The 16,321-nt window shown below is 66.6% G+C and carries 16 protein-coding genes; 11 read left to right on the forward strand and 5 right to left on the reverse strand.

Annotated features, from left to right (window positions below; genetic code table 11):
• The 9 genes from GSQ95_RS13685 to GSQ95_RS13725 form a co-directional block, all read left to right on the forward strand.
• Positions 1-1,813 (forward strand): S9 family peptidase (locus GSQ95_RS13685; protein WP_158973828.1); only part of this gene is annotated, 1,813 nt, incomplete at its 5' end.
• A 53-nt stretch (positions 1,814-1,866) separates the two neighbouring features.
• Entirely contained in the window at positions 1,867-2,622 is a 756-nt protein-coding gene (locus GSQ95_RS13690) for an SRPBCC family protein (protein ID WP_158895396.1), read from the forward strand.
• Positions 2,623-2,837: 215 nt separating this feature from the next.
• Positions 2,838-3,689 carry a MurR/RpiR family transcriptional regulator gene (locus GSQ95_RS13695; RefSeq protein WP_158895398.1) on the forward strand — a complete coding sequence of 284 codons (852 nt, stop codon included), beginning with the start codon at positions 2,838-2,840 and terminating at the stop codon, positions 3,687-3,689.
• Positions 3,690-3,730: 41 nt separating this feature from the next.
• On the forward strand, positions 3,731-4,306 hold the full coding sequence (gene ddpX / locus GSQ95_RS13700; protein ID WP_158895400.1) for a D-alanyl-D-alanine dipeptidase: 576 nt from the start codon (positions 3,731-3,733) through the stop codon (positions 4,304-4,306).
• Between the two features lie 251 nt (positions 4,307-4,557).
• Positions 4,558-6,123, forward strand: a complete 1,566-nt coding sequence (locus GSQ95_RS13705) for an ABC transporter substrate-binding protein (RefSeq protein ID WP_158895402.1) — start codon at positions 4,558-4,560, stop codon at positions 6,121-6,123.
• Between the two features lie 48 nt (positions 6,124-6,171).
• Positions 6,172-7,188, forward strand: a complete 1,017-nt coding sequence (locus tag GSQ95_RS13710; protein WP_133859634.1) for an ABC transporter permease — start codon at positions 6,172-6,174, stop codon at positions 7,186-7,188.
• Between the two features lies 1 nt (position 7,189).
• Positions 7,190-8,065, forward strand: coding sequence for a D,D-dipeptide ABC transporter permease (ddpC, locus tag GSQ95_RS13715; RefSeq protein ID WP_158895404.1), 876 nt, complete (start codon positions 7,190-7,192; stop codon positions 8,063-8,065).
• A 1-nt stretch (position 8,066) separates the two neighbouring features.
• Positions 8,067-9,050, forward strand: a complete 984-nt coding sequence (locus GSQ95_RS13720; RefSeq protein ID WP_158895406.1) for an ABC transporter ATP-binding protein — start codon at positions 8,067-8,069, stop codon at positions 9,048-9,050.
• Positions 9,047-10,030 (forward strand): oligopeptide/dipeptide ABC transporter ATP-binding protein, encoded by a 984-nt coding sequence (locus tag GSQ95_RS13725; protein WP_158895408.1) that lies wholly within the window; start codon positions 9,047-9,049, stop codon positions 10,028-10,030. The genes GSQ95_RS13720 and GSQ95_RS13725 overlap by 4 nt, the downstream gene beginning before the upstream one ends.
• A gap of 8 nt (positions 10,031-10,038) precedes the next feature.
• Here the strand turns inward: GSQ95_RS13725 and GSQ95_RS13730 are convergent, their stop codons facing one another.
• A complete protein-coding gene (locus GSQ95_RS13730; RefSeq protein ID WP_058762427.1) occupies positions 10,039-10,488 on the reverse strand; it encodes a YcgN family cysteine cluster protein in 450 nt (149 codons plus the stop codon).
• A gap of 137 nt (positions 10,489-10,625) precedes the next feature.
• On the opposite strand from GSQ95_RS13730, the gene GSQ95_RS13735 reads away from it, so the two are divergent.
• Positions 10,626-11,222: a nitroreductase family protein gene (locus GSQ95_RS13735; RefSeq protein ID WP_158895410.1), complete on the forward strand. Its 597-nt coding sequence runs from the start codon at positions 10,626-10,628 to the stop codon at positions 11,220-11,222.
• Here GSQ95_RS13735 and GSQ95_RS13740 read toward each other — a convergent pair.
• The 3 genes from GSQ95_RS13740 to rnd are packed head-to-tail and all read right to left on the reverse strand — an operon-like array spanning position 11,207 to position 13,598.
• The gene (locus GSQ95_RS13740) at positions 11,207-12,148 is read right to left on the reverse strand and encodes a D-2-hydroxyacid dehydrogenase (RefSeq protein WP_158895412.1); all 942 of its coding nucleotides are present in this window, start codon (positions 12,146-12,148) and stop codon (positions 11,207-11,209) included. The genes GSQ95_RS13735 and GSQ95_RS13740 overlap by 16 nt on opposite strands.
• Positions 12,145-12,447, reverse strand: coding sequence for a YcgL domain-containing protein (locus GSQ95_RS13745; protein WP_158895414.1), 303 nt, complete (start codon positions 12,445-12,447; stop codon positions 12,145-12,147). The genes GSQ95_RS13740 and GSQ95_RS13745 overlap by 4 nt, the downstream gene beginning before the upstream one ends.
• On the reverse strand, positions 12,444-13,598 hold the full coding sequence (gene rnd / locus GSQ95_RS13750) for a ribonuclease D (protein WP_158895416.1): 1,155 nt from the start codon (positions 13,596-13,598) through the stop codon (positions 12,444-12,446). Before rnd ends, GSQ95_RS13745 begins: the two co-directional genes overlap by 4 nt.
• 284 nt (positions 13,599-13,882) lie before the next feature.
• Between rnd and GSQ95_RS13755 the strand changes: the two genes are divergently transcribed.
• On the forward strand, positions 13,883-15,190 hold the full coding sequence (locus tag GSQ95_RS13755) for an OmpP1/FadL family transporter (RefSeq protein WP_158895418.1): 1,308 nt from the start codon (positions 13,883-13,885) through the stop codon (positions 15,188-15,190).
• 55 nt (positions 15,191-15,245) lie between these two features.
• On the opposite strand, the gene GSQ95_RS13760 is transcribed toward GSQ95_RS13755, so the two are convergent.
• Positions 15,246-16,265: an NAD(P)-dependent alcohol dehydrogenase gene (locus GSQ95_RS13760; protein ID WP_158895420.1), complete on the reverse strand. Its 1,020-nt coding sequence runs from the start codon at positions 16,263-16,265 to the stop codon at positions 15,246-15,248.
• Between the last annotated feature and the right edge of the window lie 56 nt (positions 16,266-16,321).

Genomic DNA, 16,321 nt, shown 5'->3' on the forward strand with positions numbered 1-16,321 from the left:
CCGCGACGACTATCTCTACTACCAGCGCACCCAGGCCGGCGACGAATACGGCCGCAACTATCGCTGCCGTCGCCCCGCCAATGGCGACCTGACGCCCGATCCGGCGACCGAGGAGCTGCTGTTCGACGGCAATGCCATCGCCGACGGCGGCTTTCTTTCGGTCGGCCGCTTCACCATCAGCCCGGACCAGACCCGCCTCGCCTACAGCCTCGACCAGGTCGGTGACGAGACCTACCGGCTCTATGTGAAGGAGCTGGCCACCGGCATGGTGACCGAACTGCCCTTCGAGGAGTGCGACGGCAGCCTGACCTGGGCCAACGACAGCCGCACCCTGTTCTTTGGCGAGCGCGACGAATCCCATCGTCCGCACAAGCTCTATCGCTACCACCTGGGCGATGCCGAGCCGCAATTGGTCTTCCACGAGACCGACGGGCGCTTCTTCCTCGGCTGCTATCGTTCGAGCTCCGAGCGCAAGCTGCTGCTGCTGTCGCACAGCAAGACCACCAGCGAAGCCTGGGTACTGGACGCGGATCGGCCGGACGAGGCCTTTGTCTGCCTGGCGCCCCGCGAGGAAGGTCATGAGTACTTCCCCGATCATGGCGTCGATGGCTGGTACATCCGCAGCAATCAGGACGGCATCAACTTCGCGCTCTATCAGGCCGCCGAGGACAGCCCCACGCGCGCGCACTGGCAGCCGGTGGTGCCCCATGACCCGCAGGTGATGCTGGAGGATGCCAGTCTCGGCGCCCAGGCGCTGGTGCTGAGCCTGCGCACCGCCGGCCTGCCGATTCTAGAGGTGCGGCCCTACGGCCAGGCGCCCTATCGGGTCGACCTGCCGGACGAGGTCTACAGCCTCGATGCCATGGACGTGCTGGAATTCAACAGTCCGGTCATGCGCCTGCGCTACGAAGCGCTCAATCGCCCCGCCGAGATCCGCGAACTGGACCTTGCCAGCGGTACCCAGCGGGTGCTCAAGCAGGTGCCGGTGGAAGGTCCGTTCGACGCCGATGCCTATGAAAGCCGCCGCCTGTGGGCCATCGCCGCCGATGGCACCCGCATCCCCATCAGCCTGGTCGGTCGGCGCGACCTGCCGCAAAGCGCCCCGCTCTATCTGTATGGCTACGGCGCCTATGGCCACAGTCTCGATCCCTGGTTCTCCCATGCCCGCCTGAGCCTTCTGGATCGTGGCGTGCGCTTCGCCATCGCCCATGTGCGCGGCGGCGGCGAGCTGGGTGAAGCCTGGTATCGCAGCGGCAAGCTGGAACACAAGCAGAACACCTTCGACGACTTCATCGCCTGCACCGAGCATCTGCTGGAACAGGGTCTGACGACGCCGCAACAGGTGGTCATCAGCGGCGGCAGTGCCGGCGGTCTGCTGATCGGTGCGGTGCTCAACCAGCGTCCGGACCTCTATGCCGCCGCCATTGCCGAGGTGCCCTTCGTCGATGTGCTCAACACCATGCTCAAGCCGGACCTGCCGCTGACCGTGACCGAGTACGACGAGTGGGGCGATCCGAACGAACCCGAGGTGCGCGCGCGCATCGCCAGCTACGCGCCCTACGAAAACGTCAAGGCCCAGGCCTATCCGGCCATCCTGGCGGTGGCCGGCTATCACGACACCCGGGTGCAGTACTGGGAAGCCGCCAAGTGGGTGGCGCGGCTGCGCGAGCGGCGGACCGATCAGGCGCCCCTGCTCCTGCTCAAGACCGAATTCGGCGCCGGCCACGGCGGCATGAGCGGCCGTTACCAGGCCCTGCGCGACGTGGCCCTGGAATATGCCTTCGTCTTCCGGGTACTGGGCCTGACCGGCTAGGGAACGGCGGGGGCTCTGGGCAGGTCTTTTCCACAGCTAAAGGAGAATCTGCCATGCACCTAGATGCCCCCACTCCCACTCTCGCTCCTCCGCCTCGCGACGCGGCTACCATCAAGGGCGTCGAACGCCTGGCCTCCGTGGCCGGCGGTGGCCTGCTGATCAGCCGCGGCCTGGCGCGTGGCGGTCTGCTCGGCCTGCTGACCGGCGCCACTGGCGCTTGGCTGCTGAAACGCGGCCTGCGCGGTCACTGCTCGATCAAGAGCACCCTGACCAAGGTGCGTTTCGAGCGCGACGTCCGCCGTTCGCTGGCCTGGCATTCGGCAGCCTCCCAGACCCGCCGGATCGTCATCGCCCGCCCTCGCGATGAGCTCTATCGCTTCTGGCGCGACTTCTCCAACCTGCCGATCTTCATGCGCCATATCGAACGCGTGGACGTGCTCAACGACCGCTATTCCCACTGGGTGGTCAAGGCGCCCATGGGGCGTTTCGAGTGGGACGCCGAAGTCACCGACGACGTACCGGGTCGGCTGATCGGCTGGCGCTCCTGCGGTTACGCCGGCCTTAACAACCTGGGTTGGGTCAGCTTCGCCGATGTGCCCGGTGGCACCGAGGTGACGGCAGTCATGGCCTACGAGCCGCCAGCCGGGCGCCTCGGCCATCTGTTCGCCCGCCTGCTGCGTCGCGACCCCGGTACCCGCATCGCCCAGGACCTGGCCGAGCTGAAGGTGCTGCTGGAACGCGCCCACGCGGTCGGCGATCACTATGGCGCCGTCGAGCGCACCTCGCACATGGAGTCGCCGCTGGGCTGACCTCCGGCTGTAGCGCGGCGTCTCGTCCGGGACGCCGCTACCTTCCTCCAGGCCATTCAGCCCCGATTGGCTTATCTCGTAGCGACCCCTGAATCCGCTTTGCGACACCTCGGTGACAACCGGCGTGCGACCTCTTGCGACGCCTGGAAAAGCAATGTTAGCTTTCGAACAACGGAGCTTCTAATGACAGCTCGATAACATTGCGGATCCACACCTTGACCAAGCCGCTGTTCTTCCAAGCCCTCGAAGGTGCCTTCGCCGACCTAACGCCCACCGGCAAACGCGTCGCGGGCTACCTGTTGGCCAATCCGGAGAAGCTGCCCTTCGAGACCGCCGACAGCATCGCCCAGCGCACCAACACCACCGGCATTTCCGTGGGCCGGCTGCTGCGCTCGCTGGGCTATCGCAACCTCGACGACGTCAAGCAGAGCCTGAGAGACGAAGGCCTGGAAGCCTGGCGCATCACCGACCGCTTCAGTGCCTTTCGCCAGCAGAGCGGACGCAGCGACGCCCTGGACCGCTCCCTGGCCGCCGAGCTCGCCGCCATCGAGGACGTCTACCAGCTGGCCCGTGGCCCGGTGTTCGAACAGGTGGTCCGGCAGCTGACCGGCGCCGATGCCGTGTTCATCGCCGGTATCCAGACCACCCGCGGGGTGCTCGGCAGTTTTCACAGCCTGCTGGAATACATCCGCCCCAAGGCCTTCTACGTCGACGGCCTGGCGGGCACCTACGCCGACATCTTCAACAGCGGCTTCGCCCAGCCCTACCTGGTGGTGGCCGACTTTCGCGCCTATTCCAGCGTGACCCGCAAGCTCTGCGAGAGCGCTCGCGATGCCAGGCTGCCCATGGCGCTGATCACCGACTACCACTGCCCCTGGGCGCGGGATTACCCCGCCGACCTGCTGCAACTGCGGCTGGAAGTCAACCAGTTCTGGGACTCCCTGGCGCCGCTGGCCTGCCTGCTGAACCTGCTGGTGTCGGCGGTGGCGGATCGCTCGGGCGATGCCCTGGAACAGCGTCTGGCCAGCAACCGCGCCCTGCAGCAGCGCTTCGGGCAATTCGAATGAGCCCTGGCCCTCTTCTTCACCCCAAGGAAGCACCCCGTACCGTGAACCATCCAGAACTCGTCGAGATCGACGCCGACCACTACGGCGTAGCCATCCACCTGGTCTATGCGACCGCCGACAACCTGGCCGGCAAGGTGCTCTACCAGGACGCCCACTGCCTGCTGCACCGGGATGCCGCCGTCCGCCTGCACCGCGCCAGCGCGCTGGCGCAACAGGCCGGTCTGCGCCTGCAGGTGCTGGATGCCTACCGCCCGCCCTATGCACAGCAACTGCTGTGGCGGGTGCTGCCCGACGCCCAGTACGTGAGCGATCCGGCGCAGGGTTCGCACCACAGCCGCGGCGTGGCCGTGGACGTGACCCTGCTCGACGAGGCCGGTGAGCCGCTGGACATGGGTACCGGCTTCGACGACATGCGCGAGCTGTCGCACCTGTTCAATCCGGCACTGCCCGCCGCCGCCCAGCGCAACCGCCTGCTGCTGCTGGGCATCATGCAGAGCGCCGGCTTTACCTTCATCCCCAGCGAGTGGTGGCACTTCGAACTGCCCGACGCCCGTCGTTATGCGCTGATCGACTACCACCATCTCAGTCAGGAGGAGCTCGCCGCCCTGCTGAACTGATCCTGCCGGCGACCGGGTCATTCGAATCCGGCGCCGCGAGCTCTTTGCTCGACCGCCTTGCTCACTGCCGAAACACCCTTAGAGCCTGCCCAAAGGCTGCTGTGCGTCGGCCAAACCGCGTTGAAAATGGCTTCGGAATGCTCATTTACCACTCGCAAACTCCGCTTCCTCAGCCCTTTTCACCTTGTTTGGCTCTAGCTCGCGAGACTTTGAACAGGCTCTTACAAACCCAAACAATCCGAGGTACCGGCATGTTCTCGTCTTCGCGCACCCACGTTTCATCGGCGTCCCGCGTGCTCGCCCTGGTTTCCTTGCTGGGCCTCGGCGCCTGGCAACCGGCCAGCGCCGCCACCGCGACCGACACCCTGGTCATCGGCAAGCCTGCGGATCTGCAGACCGTCGATCCGGGCGTGACCTTCGACAACAACGACTGGACCGTGACCTACCCGGCCTACCAGCGCCTGATGCGCTACAAGGTGGAAGACGGCAAGGGCAGCACCGACGTCGAAGGCGACCTGGCCAGCGGCTGGACCGTCTCCCCCGACAACCTGGTGTGGACCTTCACCCTCAAGCCCGGCAACAAGTTCGACGATGGCAGCGAGGTCACCGCCGAGGCGGTCAAGTTCTCCGTCGAGCGCCTGATGAAGCTCAAGCAGGGCCCGTCCAGCATTTTCCCGGCGGACATGACGGTGACCGTGGTGGATCCGCAGACGATCAGATTCACCCTGCAGAAGCCCTTCGCGCCCTTCCTCTTCGCCCTGGCCCACGATGGCGCCAGCGTGATCAACCCCAAGGTGGCCAGCACCCACGGCAAGGACGTGGACGCCTGGCTGGCCGGCCATACCGCCGGCTCCGGCGCCTATCGCCTGGCCGCCTGGCAGAAGGGCCAGTCGCTGACCCTGGAGCCCAACCCGCACTACGCCGGCCAGGCCCCCACGCTCAAGCAGGTGGTCATCCGCATCATCGCCGAGCCTTCGGTACGGCGCCTGCAACTGGAACAGGGCGACCTGGACATCATCGAGGACCTGCCCGAAGACCAGGTCAAGGCGCTGGCGCAGAAGTCCGGCTTCGTCACCACCGCCTACCCCTCGCTGCGGGTGACCTACCTCTACCTCAACAACAGGCGCGCGCCCCTGAACGACGTCAACGCGCGCAAGGCCGTGGTCGACTCCCTCGACTACCAGGGCATCGTCGAAGGCATCGCCATGGGCAAGGCCAAGCTCATGAACGGCCCGATCCCGGACGGCATGTGGGGCCATGATCCAAGCCTGCCAATGCCCAGGCAGGACCTGGAAGCGGCCCAGGCCGCCCTGGGCAAGGCGCCCAAGGTGCGGGAGCTGCAATTCCTCTACTCGGACAAGGATCCGGCCTGGGAACCCATCGGCCTGACCCTGCAGGCGGGCCTGGGCACCCTGGGCGTCAACCTGAAGATGGAGAAGCTGGCCAACGCCACCTTCCGCGAACGCCTGGGCAAGGGCGACTTCGATGTCGCCATCGGCAACTGGAGTCCGGACTTCGCCGACCCCTACATGTTCATGAACTTCTGGTTCGACAGCACTAATGCGGGACTGGCGGGCAACCGCGCCTTCTACAGCAATCCCAAGGTGGACCAGCTGCTGCGCGACGCCGCCAGCGTCAGCGACGTGGCCCAGCGCAAGGCGCTGTACCAGGAGGCCCAGAAGATCGTGGTGGGCGACGCCGCCTACGCCTACATCTACCAGAAGGCCTACACGGTGCCGATGCGCGCCGCGGTCAAGGGGTACGTGTTCAACCCCATGCTCGAACAGGTCTTCGATTTCGCTGCGATGTCCAAGTAAGGGCGACGGGTGCCGGCGCGCTCCGGCACCCGCCTCGCGAGGTATGCCATGGCCTTCTTCCATCTGCTGCGCAAGCAGCTGACCGATATCCTCATCGTGGTGATCGGGGTGTCCCTGATCACCTTCGTCATCTCCCACCTGATCCCGGGCGATCCGGCGCGGCTGATCGCCGGCGAGCGTGCCAGCGATGAAATCGTTGCCGGCATCCGTCAGCAACTGGGCCTGGACCTGCCGCTCTACCAGCAATACTTCCGCTACATGGGAGACCTGCTGCAGGGCGACCTGGGCCAGTCGATCCGCACTCATCGCCCGGTGCTGGAAGACTTGCAGCTGTTCTTTCCGGCCACCCTGGAGCTGGCCCTGGCCGCGCTGTTGCTGTCGATCCTCATTGGCGTGCCCCTGGGCGTGCTCTCGGCGGTCTACAACAACCGCTGGATCGATCACATCAGCCGTACCCTGGCGGTGGCCGGCATCTCCACCCCGGCCTTCTGGCTGGGCCTGGGGCTGATCGTGCTGTTCTACGGGCACCTCGGCTGGCTGCCCGGCGGCGGGCGCCTGGACCAGGGGCTGACGCCACCGCCAGCGGTGACCGGCTTCTATCTGATCGATACCCTGCTGGCGGGCGATCTCACCGGCTTCGTCAGCGCGGCCAGGCACCTGTTGCTGCCGGCGGTGACCCTGGCCTTCGTCAACCTGGGCGTCATCACCCGGCAGATCCGCGGCGCCATGCTCGAACAGCTGGGCGAGGACTATATCCGCACCGCCCGCGCCTATGGCCTGTCGCAGACCACCGTGGTGCTGCGCCATGCGCTGCCCAATGCGCTGATTCCCTCCATCACGGTGATCGGCCTGGCGCTCGGCGACCTGCTCTATGGCGCGGTGCTCACCGAGACCGTGTTCGCCTGGCCGGGCATGGGCGCCTATGTGGTCAAGTCGATCCAGGCGCTGGATTTCCCAGCGGTCATGGGCTTCGCCATCGTGGTGTCCTTCATCTACGTCCTGCTCAACCGCTTCATCGACCTGCTCTACCGGCTGGTCGATCCCCGCATCGGCAAGGTGAACTAGCATGACGACCCTGATCGCTGCGCGCCCCCGCTGGCGCGAGCAGACCGCCTGGCTGGCCTGGCGCATCCGCCGCAATCCGCTGATGCTCACGGGGCTGGTGATCACCCTGCTGGTGCTGCTGTGCATGGTCGCCGCGCCCTGGCTCGCGCCCTATCAGCCCAACGCGCTGAAACTCACCGCCCGCCTGCAGGCACCCAGCGCCCTGCACTGGTTCGGCACCGACGAGGTGGGTCGCGACCTACTCAGCCGGGTGATCTACGGCAGCCGCCAGTCGGTGGGTGTCGGCCTGTTCGTGGCCTTTGCCGCCTGCGCCAGCGGCGGCCTGCTCGGCTGCCTGTCGGGCATCGTCGGCGGCGCCTTCGATCGGCTGACGATGCGCCTGATGGACATCATCCTCTCGGTGCCTTCGCTGGTGCTGATCATGGCCCTGGCCGCCGCCCTCGGGCCGAGCCTGTTCAACGCCATGCTGGCCATCACCCTGGTGCGCATTCCCTTCTATGTGCGCCTGGCGCGCGGCCAGACCCTGAGCATCCGCCAGCTGGCCTACGTCCAGGCAGCGCGCACCTTCGGCGCCGGCAAATGGCACCTGGTGCACTGGCACGTGGCCCGCAACGCCATGCCGCCGCTGCTGGTGCAATTCAGCCTGGACATCGGCAACGCCATCCTCATGGCCTCGGCGCTGGGCTTCATCGGCCTGGGCGCCCAGCCGCCCACCGCGGAATGGGGCGTGATGGTCGCCAGCGGCCGCAATTTCATCCTCGACCAGTGGTGGTACTCGACCTTCCCGGGCCTGGCGATCCTGGTCACCGCCATCGGTTTCAACCTGCTGGGCGATGGCATCCGCGATCTGCTCGATCCTCGCCAAAAGGGCAAATGACATGGGCCAGCCCGTTCTGCACATCGACCAGTTGAATCTGGAATTCCCCGGCTTTCGCAGCAGCGCCAAGGCGCTCAACGGCGTCAGCCTGAGTGTGGCCCCCGGCGAGATCGTCGGCGTGGTGGGCGAGTCCGGTTCGGGCAAGTCGGTCACCGCCATGCTCACCCTCGGCCTGTTGCCCCCCGGCAGCTACCGGGTCACCGGCGGCAGCGTCAACCTGGTGGGCCACGACATGCTCGCCTTGAGCGAGCGCCAGCTGATGGAGGTGCGCGGCCGCGAGGCGGCGATGATCTTCCAGGAGCCGATGACCGCGCTCAATCCGACGCGGCGCATCGGTCGCCAGCTGCTGGACGTGATTCGCCGCCATACCGCGCTGGATGCCGCCCAGGCTCGCACCAAGGCAATCGAGTTGCTCAAGGACATGCACATCGCCGATCCCGAGCAGATCCTCGAACGCTATCCCTTCGAGCTGTCCGGCGGCATGCGCCAGCGCATCATGATAGCCCTGGCCTTCTCCTGCGATCCGCAGCTGCTGATCGCCGATGAGCCGACCACCGCACTGGACGTCACGGTGCAGCGCCAGGTGCTGCTCCTGCTGCGCGAGAAGGCGCGGGCCCGGGGCACCGCCATCCTGCTGATCACCCATGACATGGCCCTGGTCGCGCAATTCTGCGATCGCGTCTATGTGATGTACGCCGGCGGCATCGTCGAACAGGGGGCTACCGCGGCGGTCATGCAGGCACCCCGACATCCCTATACCCAGGGCCTGCTGGCCTGCCTGCCGGAAAAGGCGGTGCCGGGCAGCGACCTGGCCAGCATCCCCGGCCAGGTGCCCAACCTGACCCAGCTGCCTGGTGGCTGCAGCTTCAAGGATCGTTGCAGTCGGCGCCAAGAGCGCTGCGAGACGCGCCCCGCGCTGCTGCCGACGGACACCCCCGATCACCTGAGCGCCTGCTGGCTGCAGGCGGAGGACGCCCCGGCATGAACACCCTTGCTCCGCCTGCCGTACCGCTGCTGGAACTCAGCGGCGTCGAGGTGCGTTATCCGGTGGGCCGCGACTGGCTCGGGCGCACCAAGGGCCAGGCCCATGCCCTCAACGGCATCGACCTGCGGCTCTTTCCCGGTGAGACCCTGGGCGTGCTCGGTGAGTCCGGCTGCGGCAAGAGCACCCTGGCCCAGGTCCTGATGGGGCTGGTGGCGCCGGTGAGCGGCTCCCTTCGAGGCACGGCCCGTGGCGAGCGCAATATCCAGATCGTCTTCCAGGACCCCCAGTCTTCGCTGGATCCGCGCCTGCCGGTGTGGAAGCTGATCACCGAGCCGCTGGTGGTGCGGGGTCGCAGCTCCGCTGTCGAATTGCGCGCCCTGGCAGAGCGCCTGGCGCTGCAGGTCGGTATCCGTCCCGAATACCTGGATCGCTACCCGCACCAGTTTTCCGGTGGTCAGCGTCAGCGCATCGCCATCGCCCGGGCGCTGTCGTCGGACCCGGACGTCATCATTCTCGACGAACCCACCTCGGCCCTGGACATCTCGGTACAGGCCCAGATCCTCAACCTGCTGGCCCAGCTGCAACGCGATCGCGGCCTGACCTTCGTGCTGATCTCCCATAACGTCTCGGTGGTGCGCCACCTGGCCGACCGGGTGGCGGTGATGTACCTGGGGCAGATCGTCGAGCTGGGGGCGGCGGCAGAGGTGCTGGAGCAGCCCAGCCACCCCTATACCCGGCTGTTGCTGGAGGCGGTGCCGCGGCTGGATCAACCGCTCACCGGCGATGCCGCGGCGCAGCGCACCGAGTTGCCGGGCAACCGGGTGCTGCCGACGGGCTGTTTCTTTCGGGATCGCTGTCCGCAGGCGGGCGCCGGTTGCGAACGACCCCAGGCGCTATTGCCAGGTGAGTGGGCGGAGGTACGCTGCCATCGCGCAACGGGCCTGACCGCGCCGCTGCGGAGCAGCCCCGCGGTGGTCTGAAGCCGGGGTCAGCCCGCGCGAAAGATCAGATAGTCTTCCCAGTCGTCTTCGGCGACCTGGGTCTCGCTGAGCATGCGGCCGGACTGGGAGATGCCGGCCTTGTGCACCGCCTCGCGGTCGTCGCAGATCAGCGGGTGCCACTCCGGCAGATCCTTGCCTTCGGCCACCAGGCGATAGCCACAGGTGGGCGGCAGCCAGGCGAACTGGTCGGCCTGGGCCGGCGTGAGCTGGATGCAGTCGGGAACGAAGCGGGTACGCTCGGCGTAGCGGCTGCACTGGCAGGTCTTGAGATCCAGCAGCTTGCAGGCGATGCGCGTGTAGTAGACGGCGCCATCGTCCTCGTCTTCGAGTTTCTGCAGGCAGCACAGGCCACAGCCGTCGCACAGCGACTCCCACTCCTGGGCATCGAGCTGATCGAGGGTCTTGCGCTTCCAGAACGGCTGGGTGATGGCGGCCATGGCAGAGATCGTGGCAAGGAGAGGGGGCGCGCAGTCTAGTGCCGCACGCCGCGAGCGCCAAGCACCGTTCGCGCCCTTGTCGACTCCGCCCGACCGGATTACCGTGCCGGACTCCCCTTTCCTCCCGTGGTGAAGCCATGACCAGCAGCAGCCGTACGCCCCAGTATCCCGTCGATTCCCAGTTCGTCCAGCGCTGGTCGCCCCGCGCCTTCGACCCGGTCGCCATCGAGGAAGAGACACTGCTCGGCTTCATCGAGGCCGCGCGTTGGGCGCCGTCAGCCTTCAACGCCCAGCCCTGGCGCTTCCTCTATGCACGCCGCGACGACGCCCACTGGGCGCAGTTCCTGTCGCTGATCAGCGAATTCAACCGCGGCTGGGCACAACACGCCTCGGCCCTGGTGATCATCCTGTCGAAGACTACCCTGCTGCGCGCCAGCAGTGGCGAGGAAGTCCCCTTCCCCAGCCACAGCTTCGACGCCGGTGCGGCCTGGGCCTATCTGGCGCTGCAGGCGACCAATGCCGGCTGGCACGCCCACGGCATGGCCGGGATCGACCGCGAAGGCATCCAGCGTGAGTTGAAGGTGCCGGCGGCGTTCAAGGTCGAGCTGGCGGTGGCCATCGGCAAGCTGGGCGACAAGGCCAGCCTGCCGGAGTCCCTGCAGGGGCGCGAGTTACCCAGTCCACGCCTGACCGTCGAAGAGCTGGCGGTGGCCGGCCCCTATACCTTCGACTGAGCGGCCAGGTCGACGGCGCCGCGCAGGGGCTGCCCCTGTTGCAGGCACCGAAGATTGTCGAGGAACAACCGGACCGCCGCCGCCGGCGGCGTGGGTCCGGCGACATGGGCGGTGAGGTGCAGGTTGGGCGTCCGCCAGAAGGGGTGCTCGGCCGGCAACGGCTCCTGACGGAACACGTCCAGCACCGCCCCGGCCAGCCGCCCGCTCTCCAACGCGGCGATCAGCTCGGCGTCCACCACGCTGGTGCCGCGTCCGGCATTGATGAACAAGGCACCTGCAGGCAAGGCGGCGAAGAAGTCCGCATCGTAGAGATCCCGGGTGCTGCCGCTGTCCGGCAACAGATTGACCACGAAGTCCGCATCCCGCGCCGCCTGGCGCAGTTCCGCGAGCGGCACCACCCGGACAAAGCCAGGCAAGGTCCGCGCACTGCGGGCGACGCCGGTGAGGAGCATGCCGAACGGCGCGAACAGGCGGGCGATGTCCTGGCCGATGTCCCCTGCCCCGACCAGCAGCAGCCGCCGCCCGGCCAGGGTGCCTGGCGCCCGGGTATCCCAGCGTCCTTCCTGCTGACTGAGCTGCCGCGCCGCCACCTGGCGCTCAAACTGCAGCAGATAGGTCAGGACGTATTCGCCGATGCTCTGGCCGAACAAGCCCACCGCCCGGCTGAAGCGATAGTCGCAGGGCAGATCCGCCGCCAGCAGCGGTGCGTAGCCGGCCCAGGTCGATTGCAGCCAGAGCGGCTTGACGCCCTGGCGCAACAGGGCCGCGGCGCGAGCGGGCTGGCCAAGCCAGAAGCACGGCTGTTGCGCCAGACGCACGGCCGCGGCCGGGTCCGCCGGTACCTGCAGGTCCAGCTCCGGCGCCCATTGGCGCCAGGCATCGACATAGCCGGTCGGCGCGTCTTCCAGCAGCAGGACGGCGGTCATAGCGGATCGTTGAGCCGCAGCAGCTCCTCAGGCAGGTGCTCGAGGTAGTCATCGCGCTCCAGCTCCGGCGGCGGCATCTGCAGGTGATAGCCCTGCTTGGCGATGTTCTCGAGGACCTTGGCGACGTCTTCCCGGGCCAGCTTGCGTTCCGGGGTCAGCACGAACTCAAAGGCCAGCGCCGGCGGGCCGAAGACTGCGAGCAGGCCCTCGGGGACGGGTTTCAGGCCCTTGAGCTTGTCGACATAGAGGTACATTTCCGGCTTGCGCGGACTGCGGTAGATGGAGCAGAGCAGTTTCATGGGGTGTCTTCCAGGGGCGCCGGCGGGGTGCGTTGCGCCTGCAGATGATCGAGAAGGGCCTGGCCGAAGCGCTCGCGGCGCCAGCCGCGCAGATTCGCCGGCAGCTGGTAGTCGCCATCAGGCCAGCCGGTGAGCAGCAGGGCTTCGAGCACCTTCTTGCGCAGCATCAGTTCCGGCGCCATGCCCAGGGCCTCGGCATCCCGTTCGCCGATGGCGCGCAAGGCCTTGAGCAGCGGCGACGCCTCATGGGGCAAGGGTTCGGCCTGCAGCGCCGGCCATTGCTCAGCCGGGGTGGCCGCGCCTTCGGCGATCAGTTCCAGCAGGGTATCGCCATCCTGGCGCACGGTGCGCGGGTGCATGTCGTCGATGCGCGCCAGGGCCTGCTTGTCGGTGGGCTGGAAACGCGCCAGCGGCCACAGCGAGCGTTCACGCAGGACATGGTTGCGCGGCTGGTCGCGCTCGCGGGCCTTGACCTCGCGCCAGTGGCAGAGCACCCGCAGCACCGCCAGTTGCTGGCGCGACAGGCGCCAGGCCAGCTTGACGTCGCGATAGGCTTCCCAGGGATCGCTGATGCGGCGCAGATTGGCCACCAGCTCGGCGCCATCCTCCAGCAGCCAGGATCGCCGCTGGTCATCCAGGCGCGCGTCGAGATAGAGATAGACATCGACCAGATAGGTCACGTCGGCCGCCGCGTAACGCTCCTGCAGCGGCGTCAGGGGGCGTTGCAGCCAGTCGGAGCGGGTCTCGTCCTTGGGGATGTCGATATTGAGCACTTCGCCGACCAGCCGCGAATAACCCATGGAATGGGCCAGCCCCAGATAGGCCGCCGCCAGCTGGGTGTCGTACAGCGGCTGCGGCAGGCTGCCGGTCAGGCGCAGCAACACTTCCAGGTCTTCGCTGCAGGCGTGCAGCACCTTGACCACCGCCGGGTCCTCCAGCAGCGCGGCGAAGGGTGTCCAGTCACCGATGCACAGAGGATCGACCAGGTAGGCCTGTTGGCCGTCGCCGATCTGGATCAGGCCGGCCTTGGGATAGAAGGTGTCGACCCGCATGAATTCGGTGTCGAGGGCGATGAAGGGCAGGGTCTGGCACCGCGCGCAGAGGGCGGCCAGCGCCGCGTCGTCGCGGATCCAGTGAGGGGCAGAAGTCAAGGGCGCACTCCGAACAGATGAGCCGACAGTATAAGCTACCCGGGCCGCTTCTTCGGTGCCGCTTGACGCCCCTGTCATACACCGGGAAGCGTGGCACTCAGCGGCTTTCCAGGCGGGTTCGTCGGATGAACGCCTGATGACCGCCCCGAACCAAACGTGACCGAATAGTTTTTTTTGTATTCGCAGGCAGGGCCTGCTAAAAGCTGAGTGTGCGCAGGTACTCACTCGGACTTGGGAATCCGCGGAGGTAAGCGCTTCTCGCCTTTCAATGGAGCTGCAAGAGCATGAAAACAATAAAACTGACCCTACTTGCATTGGCCGTTTCGAGCGCTTCCGGCTATGCCCTGGCGAACGGTCTGGCCATCAACGAACAGAGTGTCAGCGGGATGGGTACCTCCTTCGCCGGACGCTCTTCCTCCGCGCAGGACGCTTCCACCATCTATGGCAACCCGGCCGGCATGTCGCGCCTGGGCCGCGAGGTGTCCCTGGGTGGCGCCTACATCCACGCCAAGGTCGACATCAAGGACGTCAACGCCCGTTATGCCAATGGCCAACAGGTGCCCGGCAGCAACGACGGCGACATGGTGCCCAACTCGGTGGTGCCCTTTGGTTATTTCGTAACTCCAGTGGATGACCGCCTGCACTTCGGTCTAGGCATGTACGTTCCCTATGCGCTGATCAGCAATTACGAGCACGCCTTCCAGGGCCGCTACCAGGGTCAGGCGAGCAAGGTGGAAGTGATCACCATCCAGCCCACCGTCAGCTACAAGATCACCGACAAAGTCTCCATTGGCTTCGGTCCAACCATCAACCGTCTTGAAGGCAAGCTCAACAGCAACCTAAGCGCTGGCGCGTTCGGTGGCGGCGATGCGCAGGTCAAAATCAAGGGCGACGACACTGCCTATGGTTTTAACGTCGGCGTACTTGCGGACCTCACCGATGACCTGACCTTCGGCCTGACTTATCACTCCAAGGTCAGCTACAAGCTCAAGGGCCACACTGAGGTCACTGACGCGGCAAGTGCAAACCCCACCTTTAACGCTATCCTGGGACGGCTTAATGGCAAATACGACGCCAACCTCAACATTACTCTCCCGGAAAGTAGCGACGCGTCCTTTAACTATCGTCTGAACAACGACTGGACGCTCTACGCTGGGGCTACTTGGACCCGCTGGAGTCGCTTGGACGCCATCACCGTCGAGAACGAAGGCACCCCCACCCTGCCGGTGCTAGGCAACCGCCTCGGCGAAATTACCGAAGAATTCAACTGGAAGGACACTTGGTCTTACGCGGTGGGTGCCTCCTATCAGTTGAATCCCCAGTGGGTGCTGCGCGCAGGTATGGCGCTTGACCCCTCGCCAGTGGACAACGCCGATCGCAACGTGCGCGTCCCGGTCGGCGATCGCAAAACCTTCTCCTTGGGCGCCGGTTGGTCCCCGACCAAGGAGATGACCATCGACGTCGCCTACGCGTACCTGTGGGAAGACAACGTCAAAGTCAACCGCGCCCCTGATGCCCTGCGCGGTGGCTACAGCGCCAAGTACGACAACAGCGCCCACGGCCTGGGCGCCCAGCTGACCTACCGCTTCTAAGCGCCAGGGTCCGCTAGCGGAGCCGCCGCCAGGCGGCTTCGTGCTTTCCGGGCCCTCAATCCATCCGCACCACCACCTTGCCGAAGGCGCCCCGCTCCAGATGGGCCAGCGCCGCCGGCAGTTCGGCCAGGGCGTATTCGGCCGCCAGCGTCGGCGTGATGCCGGCCTGGTCGATCCAGCGCACCAGGTCCTCCAGCGCCCGGCGACTGCCGACAGCGATGCCCTGGATGCGCGCCCGTTTCGCGAACAGCGTGGCGCAGGGAATCTGCAGCTGGAATCCTTCCAGGACGCCAACCACGGTGATCACACCGCCTGGGGCGAGGGCCTCCAGGGTTCGCCCCAGATCGCCACCCGCCACCTCCACGGCAATGTCCACGCCCCGTCCGCCCGTGGCCTGCCACGCCTGCTCGGCCCAATCCGGCTGGGTGCGATCTATCACCCGCTGAATGCCCAGGGCCCGCGCCCGCTCACGCTTGTCGGCACTGGCGCTGGTGAGGATCACCTGGGCGCCCAGGCTGAGCGCCAGCTGCGCGGCGAACAGCGAGACGCCACCGCTGCCCTGTACCAGCACCCACTGACCGGCTTGCAGCCGACCCACCTCGACCAGGCTGTGCCAGGCCGTCAGACCGGCGCACACCAGGGTACTGGCAGCGCCGTCGTCCAGGCTCTGCGGCGCGGCGACGAGATTGTCCTCGTGCACCTCGACATAGTGGCTGAGTACCCCAGGCAGGTCGGCGCTGCCGAATGCCGCATCGGCTGCCTGAGCGGGCACGGGTTGTTCGAGCCAGTCACGCCAGAAGGTGTTGATCACTCGCTGGCCAACGCCGACCCGGCTCACCCCTTCACCCACGGCCACGACCTGACCGGCCAGATCCGACCCCGGCACCAGGGGAAACCGCAGCGGACTGCCCATGCCGTCCTCCAAGATCAGGCGGTCGCGATAATTGAGTGATACCGCCCCTACCCGCACCACGACCTGATGCGGGCCAGGTCGAGAGAGGGGCGCTTCGGCCAGCCGCAGGTTGGATGAGCCGTAGTCGTGCAGTTGCCATTGCCAGGTGGTGGACGGAAGCATGGGAGGTCCTCGATGAATGCTGTCCCCCAGCTTATTGAATAGCTACCAGCTCTGGC

Source organism: Pseudomonas sp. BAV 4579 (genome assembly GCF_009765395.1).
Lineage (GTDB): Bacteria > Pseudomonadota > Gammaproteobacteria > Pseudomonadales > Pseudomonadaceae > Chryseomonas > Chryseomonas aestiva.

Bases quoted from the DNA above. Each gene is read 5' to 3' on its own strand.
- GSQ95_RS13690 (WP_158895396.1), top strand. From the start codon at position 1,867: ATGCACCTAGATGCCCCCACTCCCACTCTCGCTCCTCCGCCTCGCGAC.
- GSQ95_RS13705 (WP_158895402.1), top strand. From the start codon at position 4,558: ATGTTCTCGTCTTCGCGCACCCACGTTTCATCGGCGTCCCGCGTGCTC.
- GSQ95_RS13710 (WP_133859634.1), top strand. From the start codon at position 6,172: ATGGCCTTCTTCCATCTGCTGCGCAAGCAGCTGACCGATATCCTCATC.
- ddpC (WP_158895404.1), top strand. From the start codon at position 7,190: ATGACGACCCTGATCGCTGCGCGCCCCCGCTGGCGCGAGCAGACCGCC.
- GSQ95_RS13720 (WP_158895406.1), top strand. From the start codon at position 8,067: ATGGGCCAGCCCGTTCTGCACATCGACCAGTTGAATCTGGAATTCCCC.
- GSQ95_RS13725 (WP_158895408.1), top strand. From the start codon at position 9,047: ATGAACACCCTTGCTCCGCCTGCCGTACCGCTGCTGGAACTCAGCGGC.
- GSQ95_RS13730 (WP_058762427.1), bottom strand. From the start codon at position 10,488: ATGGCCGCCATCACCCAGCCGTTCTGGAAGCGCAAGACCCTCGATCAG.
- GSQ95_RS13735 (WP_158895410.1), top strand. From the start codon at position 10,626: ATGACCAGCAGCAGCCGTACGCCCCAGTATCCCGTCGATTCCCAGTTC.
- GSQ95_RS13740 (WP_158895412.1), bottom strand. From the start codon at position 12,148: ATGACCGCCGTCCTGCTGCTGGAAGACGCGCCGACCGGCTATGTCGAT.
- GSQ95_RS13745 (WP_158895414.1), bottom strand. From the start codon at position 12,447: ATGAAACTGCTCTGCTCCATCTACCGCAGTCCGCGCAAGCCGGAAATG.
- GSQ95_RS13755 (WP_158895418.1), top strand. From the start codon at position 13,883: ATGAAAACAATAAAACTGACCCTACTTGCATTGGCCGTTTCGAGCGCT.
- GSQ95_RS13760 (WP_158895420.1), bottom strand. From the start codon at position 16,265: ATGCTTCCGTCCACCACCTGGCAATGGCAACTGCACGACTACGGCTCA.